19 protein-coding genes, 1 other RNA gene and 3 pseudogenes are annotated in these 19953 nt (G+C 63.2%); 14 read left to right on the forward strand and 9 right to left on the reverse strand.

Annotated features, from left to right (window positions below):
• Window positions 1–43 precede the first annotated feature (43 nt).
• On the reverse strand, window positions 44–685 hold the full coding sequence (locus tag USDA257_RS29515; RefSeq protein WP_014766653.1) for a c-type cytochrome: 642 nt from the start codon (window positions 683–685) through the stop codon (window positions 44–46).
• A gap of 156 nt (window positions 686–841) precedes the next feature.
• On the opposite strand from USDA257_RS29515, the gene USDA257_RS29520 reads away from it, so the two are divergent.
• From USDA257_RS29520 to USDA257_RS34685, 3 genes are all read left to right on the forward strand, one after another.
• Window positions 842–1588 (forward strand): 3-deoxy-manno-octulosonate cytidylyltransferase, encoded by a 747-nt coding sequence (locus USDA257_RS29520; RefSeq protein WP_014766654.1) that lies wholly within the window; start codon window positions 842–844, stop codon window positions 1586–1588.
• Between the two features lie 13 nt (window positions 1589–1601).
• Window positions 1602–2456 (forward strand): prephenate dehydratase, encoded by an 855-nt coding sequence (locus tag USDA257_RS29525; protein ID WP_041414835.1) that lies wholly within the window; start codon window positions 1602–1604, stop codon window positions 2454–2456.
• Between the two features lie 340 nt (window positions 2457–2796).
• On the forward strand, window positions 2797–2934 hold the full coding sequence (locus USDA257_RS34685; RefSeq protein WP_014766656.1) for a DUF1127 domain-containing protein: 138 nt from the start codon (window positions 2797–2799) through the stop codon (window positions 2932–2934).
• A 152-nt stretch (window positions 2935–3086) separates the two neighbouring features.
• On the opposite strand, the pseudogene USDA257_RS29530 reads toward USDA257_RS34685, so the two are convergent.
• The 4 genes and pseudogenes from USDA257_RS29530 to USDA257_RS29545 all read right to left on the reverse strand — a co-directional run bounded on the left by USDA257_RS29530 (window position 3087) and on the right by USDA257_RS29545 (window position 5693).
• A pseudogene (locus USDA257_RS29530) lies at window positions 3087–3454 on the reverse strand (VOC family protein).
• Window positions 3455–3551: 97 nt separating this feature from the next.
• Window positions 3552–4244 (reverse strand): helix-turn-helix transcriptional regulator, encoded by a 693-nt coding sequence (locus USDA257_RS29535; RefSeq protein WP_014766658.1) that lies wholly within the window; start codon window positions 4242–4244, stop codon window positions 3552–3554.
• Window positions 4245–4263: 19 nt separating this feature from the next.
• On the reverse strand, window positions 4264–5244 hold the full coding sequence (gene nudC, locus USDA257_RS29540) for an NAD(+) diphosphatase (protein ID WP_041414836.1): 981 nt from the start codon (window positions 5242–5244) through the stop codon (window positions 4264–4266).
• A gap of 2 nt (window positions 5245–5246) precedes the next feature.
• Window positions 5247–5693, reverse strand: coding sequence for an HIT domain-containing protein (locus USDA257_RS29545; RefSeq protein ID WP_041414837.1), 447 nt, complete (start codon window positions 5691–5693; stop codon window positions 5247–5249).
• 64 nt (window positions 5694–5757) lie between these two features.
• On the opposite strand from USDA257_RS29545, the gene ffs reads away from it, so the two are divergent.
• From ffs to USDA257_RS29570, 6 genes are all read left to right on the forward strand, one after another.
• Window positions 5758–5855, forward strand: an RNA gene (gene ffs, locus USDA257_RS34690) — signal recognition particle sRNA small type.
• A gap of 45 nt (window positions 5856–5900) precedes the next feature.
• Window positions 5901–7778 carry a DNA polymerase III subunit gamma/tau gene (locus tag USDA257_RS29550; protein WP_041414838.1) on the forward strand — a complete coding sequence of 626 codons (1878 nt, stop codon included), beginning with the start codon at window positions 5901–5903 and terminating at the stop codon, window positions 7776–7778.
• Between the two features lie 61 nt (window positions 7779–7839).
• Window positions 7840–8163: a YbaB/EbfC family nucleoid-associated protein gene (locus tag USDA257_RS29555; protein ID WP_014766661.1), complete on the forward strand. Its 324-nt coding sequence runs from the start codon at window positions 7840–7842 to the stop codon at window positions 8161–8163.
• A gap of 89 nt (window positions 8164–8252) precedes the next feature.
• Window positions 8253–8864: a LysE family translocator gene (locus tag USDA257_RS29560; protein WP_014766662.1), complete on the forward strand. Its 612-nt coding sequence runs from the start codon at window positions 8253–8255 to the stop codon at window positions 8862–8864.
• Between the two features lie 50 nt (window positions 8865–8914).
• Window positions 8915–9520 (forward strand): recombination mediator RecR, encoded by a 606-nt coding sequence (gene recR, locus USDA257_RS29565; RefSeq protein ID WP_014330655.1) that lies wholly within the window; start codon window positions 8915–8917, stop codon window positions 9518–9520.
• 10 nt (window positions 9521–9530) lie between these two features.
• On the forward strand, window positions 9531–10823 hold the full coding sequence (locus USDA257_RS29570) for a lytic murein transglycosylase (RefSeq protein WP_014766663.1): 1293 nt from the start codon (window positions 9531–9533) through the stop codon (window positions 10821–10823).
• A gap of 68 nt (window positions 10824–10891) precedes the next feature.
• Here USDA257_RS29570 and USDA257_RS29575 read toward each other — a convergent pair whose 3' ends face one another.
• The 4 genes and pseudogenes from USDA257_RS29575 to USDA257_RS38610 all read right to left on the reverse strand — a co-directional run.
• Window positions 10892–12130 carry a bifunctional alpha/beta hydrolase/OsmC family protein gene (locus USDA257_RS29575; protein WP_014766664.1) on the reverse strand — a complete coding sequence of 413 codons (1239 nt, stop codon included), beginning with the start codon at window positions 12128–12130 and terminating at the stop codon, window positions 10892–10894.
• Window positions 12131–12283: 153 nt separating this feature from the next.
• On the reverse strand, window positions 12284–12790 hold the full coding sequence (msrA, locus tag USDA257_RS29580; protein ID WP_014766665.1) for a peptide-methionine (S)-S-oxide reductase MsrA: 507 nt from the start codon (window positions 12788–12790) through the stop codon (window positions 12284–12286).
• Window position 12791: 1 nt separating this feature from the next.
• The gene (gene msrB, locus USDA257_RS29585; protein WP_014766666.1) at window positions 12792–13235 is read right to left on the reverse strand and encodes a peptide-methionine (R)-S-oxide reductase MsrB; all 444 of its coding nucleotides are present in this window, start codon (window positions 13233–13235) and stop codon (window positions 12792–12794) included.
• A 4-nt stretch (window positions 13236–13239) separates the two neighbouring features.
• A pseudogene (locus USDA257_RS38610) lies at window positions 13240–13437 on the reverse strand (hypothetical protein); the annotation flags it as partial.
• A gap of 283 nt (window positions 13438–13720) precedes the next feature.
• Here USDA257_RS38610 and USDA257_RS29590 point away from each other — a divergent pair.
• From USDA257_RS29590 to USDA257_RS29615, 5 genes and pseudogenes are all read left to right on the forward strand, one after another.
• Window positions 13721–14396, forward strand: a pseudogene (locus USDA257_RS29590) (type 1 glutamine amidotransferase domain-containing protein).
• A 192-nt stretch (window positions 14397–14588) separates the two neighbouring features.
• Entirely contained in the window at window positions 14589–16349 is a 1761-nt protein-coding gene (locus USDA257_RS29595) for a cytochrome c biogenesis protein DipZ (RefSeq protein ID WP_014766669.1), read from the forward strand.
• 337 nt (window positions 16350–16686) lie between these two features.
• Window positions 16687–17490 (forward strand): SDR family NAD(P)-dependent oxidoreductase, encoded by an 804-nt coding sequence (locus USDA257_RS29605; RefSeq protein ID WP_014766671.1) that lies wholly within the window; start codon window positions 16687–16689, stop codon window positions 17488–17490.
• 272 nt (window positions 17491–17762) lie between these two features.
• Entirely contained in the window at window positions 17763–18707 is a 945-nt protein-coding gene (locus tag USDA257_RS29610; RefSeq protein WP_014766672.1) for a GlxA family transcriptional regulator, read from the forward strand.
• A 143-nt stretch (window positions 18708–18850) separates the two neighbouring features.
• Window positions 18851–19894 (forward strand): alpha/beta fold hydrolase, encoded by a 1044-nt coding sequence (locus tag USDA257_RS29615; protein ID WP_014766673.1) that lies wholly within the window; start codon window positions 18851–18853, stop codon window positions 19892–19894.
• Window positions 19895–19953: the final 59 nt, after the last annotated feature.

Raw genomic sequence — 19953 nt, forward strand, 5'->3', positions numbered from 1 at the left:
AAGCCCGGTCGATGACCGGGCTCTCCTCGGAAATATCGAGCGCTCAGTTTGCCGGAGCGGGGGCCGGGGCGGCCGCCTGACCACCTTCGGCAGGGGCCGCAGCCGGTGCTGCTTCTGTGGCGCCGGTTGCGTCCGCCGTCGGCAGCGGTGCCGGGCTGTCCGCCTGCTCGCGCAGCCAGGCGATGAGGTTGGCCCGCTCGTCCGGCTTCTTGAGGCCGGCAAAGCCCATGGCGGTGCCCGGCACGTGCTTCTTCGGCGCCTCGAGGAAGTAGCTCAGGTGGTCGTAGTCCCAGACGATCTTGCCGCCTTCCGAAAAGGTCTTCATGCCGGCGGAGTAGGCGAAGCCCTCATGCGAGGCGACCGGACGGTTGATGACGCTCCAGAGATTGGGGCCGACCTTGTTCGCTCCGCCCTTCTCTGAGGTGTGACAGCTTGCGCATTTCTTGAACACAGCTTGGCCGGCAGCAGCATCGGCCTTGGCGAGCAGCGGGCCGATCGGCTCCGGCTTGGCTTCTTCGCCGCCAGCCGCACCGCCTTCGGCAGTCGGTTCCTCGGCGACGATTGCGAAACCTTCCTTCTCGGGAGCTTCGGAATGGAAAATGCCTTCAGACGCAATGGACACGGTCATCAGCACGAAGACCGTGCCCAACAAGGCACCCACACCCATGTTCACATATGGATTCATCTGCAAACGCTCCCTTTGCCACCGGCGCAAACAAAAAACCGGCCCATCTTGAAATCGCGCGGAACCTATGTCTTTTGGCTCTGCGTTGCAACAGAGATTATCGGCCCCGAAGTGAGACCTTTTGACACTTTCTGCAGGGCTTTTGAAGGCAAGATGATGAATCGTGAACTTTCGGGCAAAGCCCTCGTGCTCATTCCAGCGCGCATGGCCTCGACACGCCTGCCGGGCAAGCCGCTCGCCGACATCTGCGGCCTGCCGATGATCGTCCAGGTCGCCAAACGCGCCGCGGAAGCCGATGTCGGCCGAATCGTCGTCGCCGTCGATCATAGAGAGGTCTTCGAGGCGGTGAGCGACGCCGGTTTCGAGGCGATCATGACGCGCGTCGATCACCAGTCCGGGTCCGACCGGATCTACGAGGCGCTCACGAAGGCCGATCCAACCGGCGAGGCCGAGATCGTCATCAATGTCCAGGGCGACCTGCCGACCATCGAGCCCGGTCCGATTCGCGCAGCGCTGAGGCCGCTCGAAAACGCGACGACCGACATCGCCACCCTGACGGTGGAGATCACCGACGAGCACGAAAAGACCAATCCGAACGTCGTCAAGGTCGTCGGTTCGCCGCTTTCCGAGAGCCGGCTGCGCGCCCTCTATTTCACCCGCGCGACGGCACCCTATGGCGCGGGGCCGCTCTACCACCATATCGGCCTTTACGCCTACCGGCGCAGGGCGCTCGAGACTTTCGTGTCGCTGAAGCCTTCGACGCTCGAAAGGCGCGAATCGCTCGAGCAGTTGCGGGCGCTCGAAGCCGGCATGCGCATCGATGTCGAGATCGCCAATTCCGTGCCGCTCGGCGTCGACACGCCGGCCGACCTGGAAAAAGCCCGCCGCATACTCTCGGCCTGAAAGGGGAACCAAAGTGACCGCCAAGACCAACAGGATTTCCTTCCAGGGCGACTTCGGCGCCAATTCCGACATGGCTTGCCGCGACATGTTCCCGTCCATGGAGCCTTTGCCCTGCCAGACCTTCGAGGACGCCTTTCTTGCGGTCGAGAACGGCGAGGCCGATCTCGGCATGATCCCGATCGAGAACACGATCGCCGGCCGCGTCGCCGACATTCATCACCTGCTGCCCGAATCGCGTCTCCACATCGTCGGCGAATATTTCATGCCGATCCGCTTCCAGCTGATGGTGCTTCCGGGCGTCAGGCATGATGAAATCCGCACCGTGCACAGCCACATCCATGCGCTCGGCCAGTGCCGCAAGATCGTCCGCGCCAATCGGTGGAAGCCGATCGTCGCGGGCGACACGGCCGGTGCCGCCAAGCTCGTCTCGGAAACCGGCGACCGCTCGATGGCTGCGCTCGCCCCACGCCTTGCCGCCGACCTCTACGGGCTGGAGATCATCGCCGAGAACGTCGAGGATACCGACAGCAACGTCACCCGCTTCGTCGTGCTGTCGCGCGAGGAGCAGCGGACAACGCGCAAGTCGAACGACGAGCTGATCATCACCACCTTTGTCTTCAACGTGCGCAACATTCCGGCCGCCCTCTACAAGGCGATGGGCGGCTTTGCCACCAACGGCATCAACATGACGAAGCTCGAAAGCTATCAGCTCGGCGGCAAGTTCGTGGCGACGCAGTTCTATGCCGATATCGAGGGCCATCCGGACGACGAGGGGGTTCGCCACGCCATGGACGAGCTGCGCTTCTTCTCGGAAAACGTCCGCATTCTCGGCACCTACAAGGCGCACCCGATGCGCGGTGTGCTCTGAGGACGAGCCTGCTTACGGCGCCCTTCTCAGCACGGTTCTCCGCCCCTCCGTCATGCTCGGGCTTGACCCGAGGATCCAGACCAGGTCGGCCAGTATCGCCGTCAGCACCGGTGCTTGCGATTGGATCCTCGGGTCAAGCCCGAGGATGACGGGCTCGGGTCAAGCCCGAGGATGACGGAGGGTGGGGATGATGTCACGACGCGCCGACGCAGCTCGGAAACGTGGCGAACTTCGTTAACCGGCTACGCGTCTGGTGCATGCCTAATTTGCAATCATGGAACTACTTAAATCTTAGGCAAATGCCTATTTGGCCTTTGTCAAGAAAATGGAGTGTCAAATAATGAAGATCCGTCAGAAGATCGTGGAATATGCAAAGTTGCGCCGCGCGGTACGCGAGCTGAATGCTCTGGACGATCACGCGCTGAGCGACATCGGTCTTTCCCGATCCCAGATTCAAGCAGCCGTTTACGGCCGCTGATTAAAGAATGGCCCCGCGTCCTACAGCGTCGCGCGTCACCAGACGCGCAAAGGTCGCTGTAGCACTTTGCATTGCAGTGGAGCGTGCGGCAGTAAGTCTTCCACACCCCGCCGGCGATGCCCGCGGGGTGTGAGCGAGACCTTCGCTAGGCCTTAGTCGTCGAAAAGGCAGACACGAAGGCGATGCCCGTCCGGATCGAGGGCGACGAATGTCGGTCCGAAATCCATCTTCGTCAGTTCCTGCGCAATCGGCAGGCCCATCGCCCGCCATTCCTCGTAATGCGCGCGAACCGCTTCTTCCCCTTCCACCATGAATGCGAGTTCGGCGCGGCTGCCTTCACCGACCGGTCCGGGCTGTACGCCTGCTGTTGCCCACAATCCGAGAACGAACCCGTTCTGAAGCTCGAAGGAGGAGAAGGTCGGGAAGCTGACCAACGGTTCCTTACCAGCAGCTTGCGATAGAATTCGACGCTAGCCAGTGGCTCCGTTACATAAAGGACGATGAGATTGGCTTTTGCCATGATGGGTCTCCTTGTTTCGGGACCCTCAAGCTACTGATGCATGCTGTCAGTTTTTGTCAGCAGTCTACGCGTAGCGGAAAAGCAACTCCTCTGTCGTTCAAGCCCCGACGGAGTGGACGCCATGCGTGGCGCGCCAGTCCTTGAGCAGGGCTTGGCGTCGGCGCGGGTAGCGATTGTCGAGCATTGCCGCTTCTGCGATCCGGTCGGTCCGGAAATGGCGGAAATCCTGCCGCAGCTCGCACCAGGCGGCCAGCACCCGCACCTCCTCGAAAAAGCCGAGCGCGAAAGGCCAGACCGTGCGGCGGCTGTCGCGGCCATCATTGTCGAGATAGCAGAGCTCGAGCTTGTGTTCGCTGCGGATGGCCTTGCGCAAGAGGCCGAGATCGATCCGCTCGGCGATGGTTTGGCGCGATCCCACGAGCAGTGTCGAACTGTCGAGCTTCTCCTTGAGCTCCGCCGGCAGCACCGAGCCGATCTTCGCCAACGCGTCGGCGGCTGCTGCCGCGAGTCTTTTATCGCCGCGATTCGCCACCCAGCGCGAACCGAGCACCAGCGCCTCGATCTCTTCCTCGGAAAACATCATTGGCGGCAGCAGGAAGCCGGGCTTGAGGACGTAGCCGATGCCGGCTTCTCCCTCGATCTCGGCGCCTTGGGCCTGCAGGCTGGCAATATCGCGGTAGAGGGTGCGGAGGCTGACTCCGGTCTCCTCGGCGAGATGTCGGCCGCTCACCGGCCGGCGGTGGCGTCTTAGCACCTGAATGAGATCGATCAGCCGTTCCGAGCGCGACACCGGTTCTGCTCCTTCGCGCTCAGCTTCGCTCCGGCCAGGCCAGCCAGTCGCGCATGAGCTGGTGGGCGATTGCGCCCTTCGGCGGCGGTATATGCTCGTCCGGCGTGCTGGCCACTCCGGTCGAGCGCTCAAGCATCGCTTCCGTCTCTGCCCGGGTGAACCAGCGCACGTCCTCGAGCTCCTGCTCGTCACGCTTGATGACGGTCGATCGCGCCTCGGCAAAGCAGCCGATCATCAGCGAGTGCGGCAGCGGCCAGGGCTGGGAGGCGTGATAGCGCACCCGGCCGATGCGGATGCCCGATTCCTCCTGGGTCTCCCGGCGCACGGCGTTCTCGATTGTCTCGCCCGGCTCGACGAAACCGGCAAGGCAGGAATACATGCCGGGCGCGAAATGCGGGCTGCGGCCAAGCAGGCAGAGGTCGCGCTCGATATCGACCGTCAGCATGATGACGACCGGATCCGTGCGCGGAAAGACCATGTGGCCGCAGGCCGTGCAGATGCGCCGGTACCCCCCGGCAGCACCGTCCATAGGCCCGCCGCACCGGCCGCAGAAGCGGTTGTTGGCGTTCCAGGTGATCAGGCTCGACCCTTGGGCGAATTGGCCGAGCAGTTCCTCCGGCAGCATCTGCTGCCGGTAGAGCATGCGCGCATCGGCGATCTTGAACGGCTCCGGCACGGTCTCCTCCGTCAGGCCGGACGGCACGGCAAGCCGCGGCTCGCCGTTCGGAAGGTAGCCGAGCAGGACCGCCTCGTCGATCGTCGGTTCGAGACCTGCAAGCTCATAGGGTGCGAACAGCGGGTCGATGATCTTCTCGTCGTGCTTGACGATCAGCTTCGCGCCGGAAAAGGCGAGGAAATGCGCGCCCGGATGTTCGAGCGCCTTCTCGACGCAATCGTCGGCGCGGTGCTCCGATTGCCGATCAAGATGGTTTTCCGCAAAGGCGACGAATGTGCTCGGCTCCGGATGGGGGCTGTGAAGATCGAAGATCGTTTTCGTCATGTTCAGAGATTTTCCAGTATACGTTCTGCAAATGCCTGATGCTCCCCTTCCGGCCACGGCTCGGCCTTGCCGAAGCCCCAGACCGGACCCGGCCAGTTCGGATCGCCCTGGCGGCGGGCAATGACATGTACATGAAGCTGCCGGACGACGTTGCCGAGCGCGCCGATGTTGATCTTCTCCGCTCCGGCGACCTTCTTCAGCGCGGTCGCCACCATGTTGGTCTCGAAGGTCAGCATCGCCTGATCGAGCGGCGACAGGTGGAAGACCTCGGAGACGTCGGCCCGCTGCGGAATGAGGATCAGCCACGGCCAGCGGCGGTCGTTCATCAGGCGCATCTGGCAGAGGCCGATCGGGGCGATCGGGATGCCATCGCGCTGAAGGCGCTCGTCGAGCGTGAAACCGGTCAAGAAAATCTCCTCGGGACCAAGCGGATTCGCCTTGTATTGCATATCGATAGCAGTTTTTTGGCGGCTTGGCTTGCATTTGCTTCAGATATTGCCGATATGGAAGCCGGGAGGTTGGTGGTGGACGAGCCACTCGCCAACCGGGTCAGGTCCGGAAGGAAGCAGCCCTAACGAGCCCCGGCACGGGTCATCGTGCCAGCCTCCCACCTTCTCCGTCCTGTCGGGACAAGAGTTCGAACAGCGGCAGGGTCGATGAGCGACGAAGCGCCCATTTCATCCCCAGTTTCACCCGTCGAGAAACCGGCCGCCTACCGCGTTCTGGCGCGCAAATACCGCCCCAAGGATTTCTCCGATCTGATGGTCGGCCAGGAGCCGATGGTGCGCACGCTCACCAACGCTTTCGAGACCGGCCGCATCGCCCAGGCCTATATGCTGACCGGCGTGCGCGGCGTCGGCAAGACGACGACGGCGCGCATCCTGGCGCGGGCGCTGAACTACAAGACCGCCGAGATCGACAAGCCGACCATCGACCTGCGCGTGCCGGGCGAGCATTGCCAGGCGATCATGGACGGCCGGCATGTCGACGTTATCGAGATGGACGCCGCCTCCCACACCGGCATCGATGACATCCGCGAGATCATCGAGCAGGTGCGCTACAGGCCTGTTTCGGCGCGCTACAAGGTCTACATCATCGATGAAGTGCACATGCTCTCGACCCAGGCCTTCAACGGCCTGCTGAAGACGCTCGAGGAGCCGCCTGAGCATGTGAAGTTCATCTTCGCCACCACCGAGATCCGCAAGGTTCCGATCACCGTCCTGTCGCGCTGCCAGCGCTTCGACTTGAGGCGCATCAGCGCCTCCGATCTGGTCGGGCTGTTCTCCATCATCCTGAGCAAGGAGGCCGTTCCCTTCGAGCCGGAAGCGCTTGCCATGGTGGCGCGCGCCGCGGAAGGGTCGGCACGCGACGGCCTGTCGCTGCTCGACCAGGCGATCGCCCATGGCGGCGGCTCGGTCGAGATGGAAACGGTGCGTTCGATGCTCGGTCTCGCCGACCGGGCCCGCATCGTCGACCTCTTCGAGCATGTCATCAAGGGCGACGCGGCGGCAGCCCTCGGCGAATTCGCCGCCCAATACGAAGCTGGCGCCAATCCGACCGTTGTCTTGACCGACCTCGCCGATTTCACCCATCTGGTGACGCGCATGAAATATGTGCCCGAGGCGGCCAATGATCAGTCCTTGAGCGAGATCGAGCGCCGGCGCGGCGCCGAATTCGCCGGCAGTGTTGCGGTCACCACCCTGTCGCGCATCTGGCAGATGCTCCTCAAGGGCATTCCCGAGGCGGAAAGCTCGGCGCGGCCGGCGGGGGCCGCCGAGATGGTGCTGATCAGGCTCGCCCATGCCGCCCACCTTCCTTCGCCGGAAGACGCCGCGCGGCGCCTTATGGAGCTTTCGGGCGGCGAGCCTGCCGACGGGCGCCCGGCGCCGGCCCGCAGTGGCGGCAGTCCCCAATTCCAGGCCGGCCAGCCGGTTCAGGCCCGCTCCATCGAGGCAGCGCCTGTCCAGCGCCCGTCCGGGAACGGCGCGACCATGCTGCGCGCCGTTCCAGACGTTGCGGCCCAACCCGTCGGCGTTGGGCGCATCGAGGACGGACCGGCACCGGCAGCTGCCGCCAAGGCGGAGCCAAAGGTCCCAGTCAATTCGGTGAGCGACATCGCCGATCTCTGTGCGAAGAATCGTGACATCAAGTTGAAGACCTTGGTGCGCGGTTTCCTGCGGCTCGTGCATATCGAGCCCGGCAGGCTCGACGTCAATCTTCCCGACGATGCGCCGAAGACGCTGCTCAATGAACTGGCCGTCAAGCTCAAGGAATGGACCGGCATCCACTGGGTCGTCAGCTACAGCCGCGAGCCGGGCGAGCCGACGCTTGTCGAGGCCGAACAGCGGGCCCAGGAACAGCGCGTCAACGACGCCCGCCAGGATCCGGACGTCGCAGCGATCCTGGCGCGCTTTCCGGGTGCGAGAATTACCGACGTGCGCATTCGCGCCGCGGCGGAGGAGATCGAAAACCTCGCTCCGGCTGCGGCCGAATCCGAAGACGGCGATATCGTCCCCGGCGACGACATCGAGTAACGCTCAGCGTGGAAGCAGCGCTTTGAATTCAGGCAGTCATACCAAAGGACAGGAGACGACGATGCGCGACATCATCGGCATGATGGGCAAGGTCAAGGAAATGCAGGCCAAGATGGAGAAGCTGCAGGCGGAGATCGCCGCACTCGAAGTCGACGGCATGTCCGGCGGCGGCCTCGTCACCGTCCGGCTCGACGGCAAGGGCCACATGAAGAGCCTGAAGATCGACCCGTCGCTCTTCAAGGAGGACGATGTCGAGATCCTCGAAGACCTGATCGTCGCCGCCCACAAGGAGGCCAAGGACAAGGCCGAGGCCATGCAGGCGGAAAAGACCCGCGAACTGACCGCCGGCCTGCCGATCCCGCCGGGCATGAAGCTGCCGTTCTGATCGGCCTCTGGAGCGCTTGAACCGGCTCCTGCTGGCGAGAACGCAAATCGTGCTACTTTGCAGCTCAGCTTATTGGGGAGGAGAATGCCATGTCGCTTGCGTCGCTGCTCGTCTTTGCCGGCGCGCTGTTGATTGCTGCCGGTTCGCCGGGACCGAGCATCGCCGCGCTCGTCGCCCGCGTACTCGCCAAGGGCGCGCGCGATGTGCTTCCCTTCCTGGCGGCCATGTGGGTCGGCGAGGCGATCTGGCTCTCCTTCGCCGTTGCCGGCTTGGCGGCGATCGCCGAGACCTTTCATTGGATGTTCGTCGCCATCAAATGGGCGGGCGTTCTCTATCTTCTCTTCCTGGCCTGGAAGATGTGGTCGGCCGAACCGGCATTGCCGAGCGACAGCCTGCCGGAAGCAAGATCGGCATCGAAGATGTTTCTTGCCGGCCTGACGATTACGCTCGGCAATCCCAAGATCATGATGTTCTACGTGGCACTGCTGCCGTCGATCGTCGATCTCGGCTCGGTGACCTTCCTTGGCTGGACGGAACTTGTCGCCACCATGGTCGTGGTGCTCGTCGTCATCGATCTCGCCTGGGTGATGATGGCGGCCAAGGCGCGCCAGTTCCTGAAGAGCCGCCGCGCGGTCCGGATCGTCAACCGCGCCAGTGCGGGCACGATGGCTGGCGCGGCCGTCGCAATCGCCACGCGGTGATCGCCGTCAAACCGATTCCGTTTGTCGGTGAGATGCGCTAAAAGCCGGCCATGGCAAAGCGAGTCACCGGTCCCGAAATCGAAAAGCTCATCCAGCTCCTGGCGAAGGTGCCGGGCCTTGGGCCCCGTTCCGCGCGGCGCGCGGCGCTGCATCTCGTCAAGAAGAAGGAGCAGTTGCTCGGGCCGCTTGCCGAGGCGATGGGCGAGGCGCACCGCAAGGTCAAGATCTGCTCCTGCTGCGGCAATGTCGATACGATCGATCCCTGCACCGTCTGCACCGACGAGCGGCGCGATCAGTCGGTGATCATCGTCGTCGAGGACGTCGCCGATCTGTGGGCCCTGGAGCGCGCCGCGGCGCTGAATGCCGCCTACCACGTGCTCGGCGGCACGCTGTCGCCGCTCGACGGCATCGGCCCGGACGACCTGAACATCAAGGGCCTGGTGGATCGCGTCGCCAAGGGCGGGGTGCGCGAGCTGGTCATCGCGGTCAACGCGACCGTCGAAGGCCAGACGACCGCCCACTACATCACCGACCAGCTCGAAGGCATGGAAGTGAAGATCACCCGCCTCGCCCATGGCGTTCCGGTCGGCGGCGAGCTCGACTATCTCGACGAAGGCACGCTGACGGCCGCGCTTAGGGCGCGTACGACAATCTGAAGGGATGCCGATGCGTTTGAAGTCTCGTGTTGCCTCGTGGTTTACCGGTCTTTGTGCGGGGGTGCGCCGCGCGTGCCTGCTCGCAACAGTCACCGCGCTCCTCGCTCTGCACCTTCCCGCTCACGCCGCCACCAAGGCCGGCGTGGAAACGCAATTCCGGCAATGGCTGCAGAATGATCTCTGGCCGGAGGCGAGACAGGCCGGCATTTCTGCCGCGGCCTTCAAGGCGGCCTTTGCGGATGTGAAGCTCGATTGGGACCTGCCCGACCTGGCGCCGCCCGGCTTCCCGAAGGCGAAGGAGCGCAAGCAGAGCCAGGCCGAGTTTTCCTCGCCCGGGTCCTATTTCTCCGAAAGGCGGCTGCAGGGGCTGGCGGCGACGGGCCGGAGCCTCGCCTCCGCTCATCAATCGACGCTGAAGCGGATCGAGCGGACCTACGGCGTTCCGGGGCCGGTCGTGCTTGCCATCTGGGGACGGGAGTCCGGCTTCGGCCGGGCGAAGATCCCACATCCGATCATGGACGTGCTGGCGACCAAGGCCTTCATGTCGACGCGGCCGGAGCTGTTCCGGCGCGAACTGATCGCCGCCCTCACCATCCTGCAGAGCGACGACGTCAAGGAAAGTGAAATGCGCGGCTCCTGGGCGGGCGCCATGGGCCAGCCGCAATTCCTGCCCTCGAGCTTCCTGAAATATGCGGTGGACTTCGATGGCGATGGACGCCGCGACATCTGGAATTCGGTGCCCGACAGCCTTGCCTCGATCGCCAATTATCTTTCTAAGAAAGGCTGGCAGGGCGGCCGTGACTGGGGCTTCGAAGTGTCGATCCCGGGCGGCGTTTCCTGCGCCCAGGAGGGACCGGATCTGGCGCGGCCGATCGCCGATTGGGCTAGCATGGGGATCACCCGCATCTCGGGCAAGGCCTTTCCACCCGCCGAACGATCCGCTTCGGGCATGATGCTGGTGCCGGCCGGCACGCATGGGCCAGGCTTCGTGGTCACGCCTAATTTCTACGTGATCAAGGAATACAACAATTCCGACCTTTACGCGCTGTTCATCGGCAACCTTGCCGACCGCATCGCCTCGGGCGGCGGCGCCTTTCGCGGCGAATGGGGCGATGTCGGCAAGATGCTGCGTTCAGACGTGCTCGGCATGCAGAAGGCACTGGTCGCGACCGGCTACGATGTCGGCAAGGTCGACGGCTTGCCGGGCTACAAGACCCGCCGCTCGCTCGGCGACTGGCAGGCGAAGAACGGCCTAAAGCCGACCTGCTTTCCCGATCCGTCGCTGAAGGCGAAGCTGCGCTGACTTCGGAAGGCGGAAGGTGGAGAGTAGCTCGCTGAGCAAAAGCCATCGACATTGCGGCTATCGTCCTGTTACTTGGGATGTGGTTTCACGACGGTTCTTACCTTCGCCACAGCTTCGAGCGTGCGATGGACCGGGCACTTGCCCGCAATTTCGGCAATCTTCTCGCGAAGGTCTTCGGAGACCTCGCCATAAACGGTAATGACGCGCTCGAAGCGGTCGATCCGGGTGCCGCCGCTGCGTTCCGATTCGGTGCACTCCTCGCAATCCTTGGCATGGATCCTCGCGTGTGAGACGTCAACGCCGATGCGCCCGAGCGTCAGCTTCTTGTGATCGGCATACAGCCGCAGCGTCATCGAGGTGCAGGCGCCAAGTGCGATCGACAGGAAGTCATAGGGTGACGGTCCGGAATCGAGCCCGCCCATGTTTTCGGGTTCATCCGCGAAAAGCCGATGGCCGCCAGCCTGAACCGCGTTCTGAAACTTGCCTTCACCCGTTTCCATGATGCGGACGTGTTCGATCGGCGCCGTCCCCTGCGGCGCGTCGGCGGCGAGATAACGCGTCAACCATCCCGAAATGATCCGCCCTGCGAAGGCTGCGTCCTCAGGGTCAGTAAGCAGGTGGTCGGCCTTGTCGAGCGAAACAAAGCTTTTGGGATGTTTGGCTGCGTGGAAGATTTCAGTGGCATTCTCGATTCCGACCGTCTGGTCCAGCGGCGCGTGAAGGATGAGGAGCGGCTTTTTCAGGCTCGCAACCGCGTCTTTGATGCGCTGTAAGCGCGCGTCCTCGACAAAGTGTCTCCTCACAAGGAACCTCCGTCCGGCAAGATCGACTTCGGCGGCACCGCTCGTTTCGATCTCCTCAAGGCTTGTTCCGAAGTTGTTCAACACATGGCCCACATCGGCCGGCGCGCCGATCGTGGCGACGGCGCGCACTTCAGGAATGTCCTTCGCGACGTCCAGGACCGCTGCGCCGCCGAGCGAGTGGCCGATCAGCAACGACGGTGCCTGATAGTGTTGACGGAGATAATCGGCCGCCGAAATCAGGTCGGCGACATTGGACGAGAAATTCGTCGAGGCGAATTCGCCTTCACTCGACCCTAGCCCCGTGAAATCAAAACGCAGGACAGCGATACCCTCGCGTGCAAGCTCCGCTGCAATGCGGCGCGCTGCCGCCAGATCCTTGGAACAGGTGAAGCAATGGGCAAAGAGTGCGTAGGCGCGTAAAGGCCCGTTTGGTAGGTCGAGTCGGGCTGCCAGGGTTGCGCCGGAATGGCCGGCGAATTGAAGCCGTTGCGTATTGAAAGCCATCGGACGCTCCTTCGCTATCAGGAATGATATTCTACATCGGCAATGGCGACCAACGAGCGCGGGGATGTTCCTTCCGTCCGCCCAGCGTCTCCGCCGGGCGGTTCGCAATTACTGGGGCGCGCCGGAATTCCGCGGCCCGAGACAGTTGACCGGCTATTCGGCCGCCGACCGCCGGGGCAGCACCCAGTTGGAGCGCGGGAAATGGCAGGTGTAGCCGTTGGGGTAGCGCTCCAGGTAATCCTGGTGTTCCGGCTCCGCTTGCCAGAAGTCCCCCACCGGCTCGACTTCGGTTACCACCTTGCCCGGCCACAGGCCCGAAGCGTCGACGTCTGCGATGGTGTCCTCGGCTATCCGCTTCTGCTCGTCGTCGACATAGTAGATCGCCGACCGGTAGGAACTGCCAATGTCGTTGCCCTGTCGGTTTCTCGTGGTCGGATCGTGGACCTGGAAGAAGAACTCCAGAATCCGCCTGTAGCTGATCGTCTCGGGATCGAAGACGATTTCGATGCTCTCCGCATGGGTACCGTGATTGCGGTAGGTCGCGTTCGGCACATCGCCGCCGGTGTAGCCTACGCGGGTCGAAACGACCCCGGGGAGCTTGCGGATCAAGTCCTGCATCCCCCAGAAGCAGCCACCAGCCAAAACAGCTCTCTCGGTCATTTTAGATATCCTCTACCTGGTTGATATACGCTCCGTAGCCCTCGACCTCCATTTCGTCGCGCGGAATGAAGCGCAGTGCCGCGGAATTGATGCAGTAACGTAAGCCGCCCCGATCCTGAGGGCCGTCGGGAAATACATGGCCAAGGTGACTGTCGCCATGCGCGGAGCGCACCTCGGTGCGGATCATACCATGCGAGTCGTCCCGCAATTCGTTGATGTTTGCCGGTACGATCGGCTTGGTGAAGCTCGGCCAGCCGCAGCCGGAATCGAACTTGTCGGCCGAGGCGAACAGCGGTTCGCCGGAAACGACGTCGACATAGATCCCCGGGCTTTTGTTGTCATGATACTCCCCTGTGAAGGGGCGTTCGGTGCCGTTCTGCTGTGTCACCCGATACTGCTCGGGCGTAAGCTTCCTGACCGCTTCGTCAGTCTTTGCGTAGGTCATTGTCCTATCTCCGTTCAAGTCCGACAACGTTGGCCGATTTGCACGGGCGGCGTCTTCCATGGCGGGCAATGCGTCCGGCCTCCTTCCACAGGAGCGGCCGTGGCGCGGAGCCGAGTCGCTCCTTCGCCCGGCTGTTGGATGTCCCGCTCAGGCGGGTATGATAGTAAACTGCTTCCTCACCCGCCGACACCAGCGCGTCTTTGCGCCGGCACGCCCTGCGGCGGACGTTACTGTCCTCGACGTCGTCGAAGCTGTCGATGGGCGTAAGGCACTTTTCGACTGTAAGGAGATCCGTGCTCAATGCGCGCTTTTCGCAGGCCGCAGCCGTCCTGGGCGGTGGACGGCGTCTGTTCGATCCAGGCGCGTCCATGCCATCGGTGCGCGCCAAATCGAGATCACGAACATTCAAGCTGAGCACTGCCTGAGTTCGAGAATAATCCGGCGATCCATGTGTTTGGACACGCCCCCATCTAGGAGAGTGACCAATGAAAATCCTGATGGTTCTGACTTCGCATGACCGCCTCGGGAATACGGGCAAGCCGACCGGCTTCTGGCTCGAGGAATTCGCAGCCCCCTATTACGTGTTCAAGGACGCCGGAGCAGAGGTGACGCTCGCCTCGCCAAAGGGTGGCCAGCCGCCAATCGACCCCAAGAGCGACGAACCGGGCAACCAGACCGAGGCGATGGAGCGCTTCAAGAAAGACCCCCGCCGCTCAGGAGGTACTGGCCAACACGCTACGGCTTGCCGAGGTCAAGATGGACGGCCTCGACGCGATCTTCTATCCGGGTGGTCACGGCCCCATGTGGGACCTCGCCGACGACGAGAACTCGATCGTCCTGATCGAAGATTTCTACAACGCCGGCAAGCCGGTCGCGGCCGTCTGCCACGGCCCGGCCGTCCTGCACCGGGTAACCTATCAGGGAGAGCCCATCATCAAGGGAAAGCGCGTCACCGGCTTCACCAATTCCGAAGAGGAAGCGGTAGAGCTGACTGAGGTCGTGCCGTTCCTCGTCGAGGACGAGTTGAAGCGTCTGGGCGGCCGCTTTGAAAAGGCCGCCGATTGGGCGGATTTCACGGTCGTCGACGGCCGGCTGATCACCGGACAGAACCCATCTTCGTCGACGTCGGCGGCCAAGGAGCTGCTCAAGCTTCTGCAGTAGTTCCCGGTGGTGCGGCCTGGCTCGGCGGCGCCAATTCGTACAGGCAGCAGGAGGTTTCAAAGCGCCTCCTGCACTTTGATACAGATCCGCTTGGGCGAGAACACAAGCCGGATACTTCGCTCTGGTTCCATGCAGCACGACTGAAGCGCGACCGACGCCAAAAATGCGTCGGTCCACTGCAGAGGGACGACGATGATCCTTTTCACGATAGCTTATCTTGCAGGTGTGCTGACAATAGTCAGTCCCTGCATCCTTCCCGTCTTGCCTTTCGTGTTTTCTCGAGCCGGTCAGCCATTCGCCAGGAGCATTCTTCCGATGCTCATCGGCAAGGTCGTGACATTCGCGGGCGTGGCGACGCTTGCCTCGGTCGGCGGCGACTGGGCGATGCAGGCGAATGAGGCAGGCCGATATGCGGCGATCGCCGTGCTCGCGGTGTTTGGCGTGATACTGCTCTCGCCGCGGGCCGCAGCTGTTGTTACCCGCCCGGCAGTCGCGCTTGGCGCTCGCCTCTCACAAAGGGCGACCGGGCAGAAAGCGAGTATCGGAGCCTCCCTTCTCCTTGGTGTCGCAACCGGGCTTCTTTGGGCGCCCTGCGCCGGTCCGGTTCTCGGGCTGGTCCTGACCGGCGCCGCCCTTCATGGCGCCAATATGGGGACGACGCTTCTGCTGACGGCCTATGCCGCGGGTGCGGCCACCTCGCTGGCGCTGGCGGTGCTCGCCGGCAGAAGGGTGTTCGCCGCCATGAAGCGATCGCTCGGTCTCGGCGAGCGTTTCCGGCAGGGCCTCGGCATTGCAGTGCTCGCGGGTGTAATTGCAATCGCACTCGACCTCGATACGGGGGTGCTGGCGCGCCTCTCTTTTGCGGGCACCACGAGTATCGAGCAGTCGCTCCTCGATCGGCTGCGCGGCAAGCCCTCGGAAGCGGCGGCGAACCATCCTGCCGCACCGGCCGTCAACGGTCAGCAGCGGGCATATCGAAGCAATTTGCCGGTGGAGGGCACCTTCCCGTCGCTGGACGGCGCGGTCGAGTGGCTGAATTCCGAGCCGCTCAGCGTCGAGCAGCTGCGCGGCAAGGTCGTGCTCGTCGACTTCTGGACCTATTCCTGCATCAATTGTATTCGGACGATCCCCTATGTTCGCGCCTGGGCGGAGAAGTACCGGGATCAGGGCCTGGTGGTGATCGGCGTGCATGCACCCGAATTTGCCTTTGAACGGCGTTTCGACAACGTCAAGCGGGCAGTCCGAGATTTTGAGATCGGCTATCCCGTCGCGATCGACAACGAGTTCGCGATCTGGCGCGCCTTCGGCAACAGCTACTGGCCCGCGCACTATTTCATCGATGCCGCAGGTCGGATCAGGCACCATCACTTCGGCGAGGGTGATTACGAGCAGTCGGAGCGCGTTATCCAGGAACTGCTGGCGGAAGCGGCAGGCAGCCGCGGGGGTAACGGCGCTCCTGTGAGGCCGGCCGCGAAAGGCGCCGAAGTTGCGCCCGATATCGCCAACCTCCAGTCCGGCGAGGATTATCTCGGCTACATGCGAGCCGGAAATTTCGCGTCGCCGGAAGGCGTCGCGGCCGATGAGGCGCGCGACTATACCGCCGGAAAGCCGGGTCTCAATCAATGGCGCCTCGCCGGTAACTGGACGGTCGGAGCCGAACAGGCGACGCTCAATCGATCGGGAGGAGCGGTTACCTACAGGTTCAGCGCGCGCGACCTGCACCTCGTCCTCGGACCAGGGGCGAGCGGCAGGAAAGTTCGCTTCCAAGTGCTGGTCGACGGCGTTGCACCGGGTCCGGATCATGGTTCGGACATTGACCCCGACGGCAACGGAACGGTGACGGACACGCGCCTCTACCAGCTCGTGCGCCAGTCGGGAGAAGTGCGGGAGCGGACGTTCGAGATTCGCTTCCTCGATCCCGGCGTCGAAGCCTTTGCTTTCACTTTCGGATGATCGTCACTCCATAAGCAAACAGGAGAGTTCAAATGCGGATTTTTGCGATGGCTATCGCCATCATGGCGCTCGCGGTCGCGCCGTGCGCTTGGGACACTGATCCCCGGGAGCCGTCGGCAATTGGGGCGCTCATCGGCGGACCAATGGCTTCGCCCGATGAAGGTCCGGCGCAGGCGACGACGAGACCGGACACGCCGATGCGGGAGATGGCGTGCTCAAATGAGTACTCGCCGACATCAGCGAAGCGGATGTCCTAAATCGACGGATATACGACATTTGAGACATGGTTCTTTCGTCTTACTATCAAGGCTCCAAACTCAAACCAACGGAGCCCATGATGACCCAGCACTCGAATGGTACCGCGCTGATTACCGGCGCTTCCTCCGGCATCGGGGCGATCTATGCCGATCGTCTGGCGCGCAGGGGATACGATCTGGTCCTGGTCGCCCGCAACCAGTCCCGCCTCAATGAACTGGCCGAGCGCTTGACCGACGAGACCGGCCGCGCCATCGAGGTCGTCGCGGCGGACCTCGGCGACAAGCCCGATCTCGGTCGAGTCGAGCAGATACTGAAGACCGACGCCAGCATCACCCTGCTGGTCAACAATGCCGGCATCGGTGCAACGGGACCGCTGCTCGCGTCCGATGTTGACAAGATGGAGCAGATGATCGCTCTGAACGTCAACGCTCTGACCCGGTTGACCTACGCGGCGGTCCCCGGCTTCGTGGCGCGCGATAGCGGTGCGATCGTCAACATCGCTTCGATCGTCGGTATCGCGCCGGAGGTACTGAACGGCGTCTACGGCGGCAGCAAGGCTTTCGTGCTCGCCTTTACGCTGTCGCTCCAGAAAGAACTCGCCGACAAGAATATCCGCATTCAAGCAGTGCTCCCGGGCGCCACGGCCACCGACTTCTGGAGCGTTGCGGGGACTCCTCTGGAGCATGTGCCGAGTGACATCGTCATGCCCGCCGAGGACATGGTGGACGCCGCGCTCGCCGGCTTCGAGCTCGGCGAACGGATCACCATTCCGTCGCTGCCGGATGCTGCCGATTGGGAGGCCTATGAAGCGGCGCGGCAGAAGCTCATGCCGAACCTATCCCTCAGGGTGCCGGCGGCTCGCTACCGCGCCGCGGTGGGCTAAGGCGCGAACGATCTTCCAAACCGCATCGACTCATACCGGCAATAACTCAACCGCCGAGGAGGGTTAGGCCGTCCGCCGCCACTGCCCCGCCCGGTCGGGATTTCTCAGAGAGAAGCGCCTTGAGAGAACGCAGTCGCCCAACCTGCATAAGAACGAAGACATGAAGCGTGTCTCGTGACGCGCTTCATGTGCCGGATCGGGGAAGTCCGCGTAGCGGTTTCTCTCAAGCGGGAATATCGTACCCGCGGAAAATTTCAGTGAGGAAGGTGCCCATGCATAGGATCGGCTTTGTCGTCTTTCCAAGATTCCAGCTCATGGGTTTTGCGGCGGTTACCGCCTTCGAGATGGCGAACTCCGCGCTTGGGGAACCCGCTTACGAGATCGAGCTGCTTTCAGAGACGGGCGGCGAGGTCAAGTCGTCCGCCGGCTTCGGCGTGCTCACGAAGGCCTTCGACGAGACACCCTATGATACTGTGATGTTCGGCGCCGGCGCGACAATCGAGCCGATGACGCCTGGGCTGATCGCCTTTTCGCGTCGGGCGCTTGAAACGTCGCGCCGGGTGGCAGCGCCCTGCACCGGCGCCTTCGTTCTTGCGGAGGCCGGCCTGCTGGATGGGCGCCGTGCGACCACGCACTGGGCCTTCGCGCGCCGGCTGCAGGAGCGATTCCCGGCCGTGAAGGTCGAGGACGATCGCATTTTCATCGTCGACGGAAGCGTGTGGACGTCTGCCGGGATGACCGCGACCATCGATCTTGCGCTTGCGATGATCGAGAAGGACCACGGGCAGGACGTTGCGCGCTCAGTCGCCCGCAAGCTCGTCGTCTATCACCGGCGCGCCGGCGGCCAGTCGCAGTTCTCGGCCTTGCTCGAGCTCGAGCCGAAGTCCGACCGGATCCAGAAATCTATCGACTACGCCAAGGCGAATCTCGACGGCGTGTTGTCGGTGGAAGAACTGGCGGAAGCGGCAGGGCTGAGCCCGCGCCAGTTCAGCCGGGCGTTCCGGGCTGAAACAGGACAGTCGCCCGCCAAAGCCGTGGAGAATCTCCGCGTGGAGGCGGCCCGGCTGATGATGGAGCAGGGCCGGCACTCCATGGACGTCATCGCAGTGGAGACGGGTTTCGCCGATCCCGATCGCATGCGCCGTGCCTTTCTTCGCACGCTCGGCCAGCCGCCGCAGACGATCCGGCGGAATGCGCGCGAGAGTGCGTCCGCATAGTGCAGCCGAGAGTAAATTGTAGCCCACTGTATCTAGGCGCAGGTGCACTACACGAGCTTTCAATCGCGGTTTTGCGAAGTCACAACGCAGATACACTAACGTCGCATTCCACGACTGTAGCTCACACAGTCCGGAGAAAATCGATGACAGGGGAAATCAATCTACCGCGCCGGCGGTTCATCGGAGCCGCGGCGTTGACGCTGGCCGCCGCGCAATTGGGCGTAACGGGCGTCGCCGCAAAATCAGCCGCTCAAGCCGGCATTCCGGCGATCACGCCGGACACGAACACATCTTTCGCGTCGCTCAAGCAAATCGAGGCGGGGGTCCTCAATATAGGCTATGCTGAACTCGGCGCGAGCGACGCGCCCGCGGTCATTCTTCTGCATGGCTGGCCATACGACATCCACACCTATGTCGATGTGGCGCCCTTGCTGGCGGAAGCTGGCTATCGGGTGATCGTTCCCTATCTGCGCGGTTATGGTACGACCCGCTTTCTCTCCGCCGAAACGCCGCGCAACGGCCAGCAGGCGGCGATCGCTGCCGACATCATCGCCTTGATGGATGCGCTCGGGATCGAAAAGGCGGTTATCGCCGGCTGCGATTGGGGCGCGCGAACCGCCAACATCATCGCTGCCCTCTGGCCGGATCGGTGCAAGGCCCTGGTATCCGTGAGCGGCTACCTGATCGGCAGCCGTGAGGCCAACAAGATGCCGCTGCCGCCCGGCGCCGAGCATGCTTGGTGGTACCAGTTCTACTTCGCAACGGAACGGGGGCGTGCCGGCTACGAGCGAAACCGAAAGGAATTCGCGAGACTCATCTGGCAGCTGGCATCGCCGAAATGGAATTTCGACGATGCCACCTTCAGCCGCAGCGCGGCGGCCTTCGAGAACCCGGATCATGTCGACATCACCATCCACAATTACCGCTGGCGGATCAGCCTGGCAGACGGCGAGCGGAAATACGACGATCTGGAAGAAAGACTCGCCAAATTCCCGATGATCGGCGTGCCGACGATCACGCTGGAGGGCGATGCGAACGGTGCCCCGCATCCGGACCCCGCGACCTATGCCAAGAAATTCTCCGGCAAGTATGAGCATCGGCTGATCACGGGCGGCATTGGCCACAACCTGCCGCAGGAAGCGCCTCAGGCCTTCGCCAAGGCCGTCGTCGACGTCGATCGTTTCTGACCACTTTTGCCGCCGCAGCACGGTCGCGTCCTTTCAGGCGCACCAGGATCGCTGTAGAT

Source organism: Sinorhizobium fredii USDA 257, from assembly GCF_000265205.3.
Lineage (GTDB): Bacteria > Pseudomonadota > Alphaproteobacteria > Rhizobiales > Rhizobiaceae > Sinorhizobium > Sinorhizobium fredii_B.

Bases quoted from the DNA above. Each gene is read 5' to 3' on its own strand.
- USDA257_RS29595 (WP_014766669.1), top strand. From the start codon at position 14,589: ATGATCCTTTTCACGATAGCTTATCTTGCAGGTGTGCTGACAATAGTC.
- USDA257_RS29560 (WP_014766662.1), top strand. From the start codon at position 8,253: ATGTCGCTTGCGTCGCTGCTCGTCTTTGCCGGCGCGCTGTTGATTGCT.
- USDA257_RS29515 (WP_014766653.1), bottom strand. From the start codon at position 685: ATGAATCCATATGTGAACATGGGTGTGGGTGCCTTGTTGGGCACGGTC.
- USDA257_RS29615 (WP_014766673.1), top strand. From the start codon at position 18,851: ATGACAGGGGAAATCAATCTACCGCGCCGGCGGTTCATCGGAGCCGCG.
- USDA257_RS29605 (WP_014766671.1), top strand. From the start codon at position 16,687: ATGACCCAGCACTCGAATGGTACCGCGCTGATTACCGGCGCTTCCTCC.
- nudC (WP_041414836.1), bottom strand. From the start codon at position 5,244: ATGACGAAAACGATCTTCGATCTTCACAGCCCCCATCCGGAGCCGAGC.
- USDA257_RS29545 (WP_041414837.1), bottom strand. From the start codon at position 5,693: ATGCAATACAAGGCGAATCCGCTTGGTCCCGAGGAGATTTTCTTGACC.
- USDA257_RS29520 (WP_014766654.1), top strand. From the start codon at position 842: ATGAATCGTGAACTTTCGGGCAAAGCCCTCGTGCTCATTCCAGCGCGC.
- msrA (WP_014766665.1), bottom strand. From the start codon at position 12,790: ATGACCGAGAGAGCTGTTTTGGCTGGTGGCTGCTTCTGGGGGATGCAG.
- USDA257_RS29575 (WP_014766664.1), bottom strand. From the start codon at position 12,130: ATGGCTTTCAATACGCAACGGCTTCAATTCGCCGGCCATTCCGGCGCA.
- USDA257_RS29550 (WP_041414838.1), top strand. From the start codon at position 5,901: ATGAGCGACGAAGCGCCCATTTCATCCCCAGTTTCACCCGTCGAGAAA.
- USDA257_RS34685 (WP_014766656.1), top strand. From the start codon at position 2,797: ATGAAGATCCGTCAGAAGATCGTGGAATATGCAAAGTTGCGCCGCGCG.
- USDA257_RS29570 (WP_014766663.1), top strand. From the start codon at position 9,531: ATGCGTTTGAAGTCTCGTGTTGCCTCGTGGTTTACCGGTCTTTGTGCG.
- recR (WP_014330655.1), top strand. From the start codon at position 8,915: ATGGCAAAGCGAGTCACCGGTCCCGAAATCGAAAAGCTCATCCAGCTC.
- USDA257_RS29610 (WP_014766672.1), top strand. From the start codon at position 17,763: ATGCATAGGATCGGCTTTGTCGTCTTTCCAAGATTCCAGCTCATGGGT.
- USDA257_RS29555 (WP_014766661.1), top strand. From the start codon at position 7,840: ATGCGCGACATCATCGGCATGATGGGCAAGGTCAAGGAAATGCAGGCC.
- msrB (WP_014766666.1), bottom strand. From the start codon at position 13,235: ATGACCTACGCAAAGACTGACGAAGCGGTCAGGAAGCTTACGCCCGAG.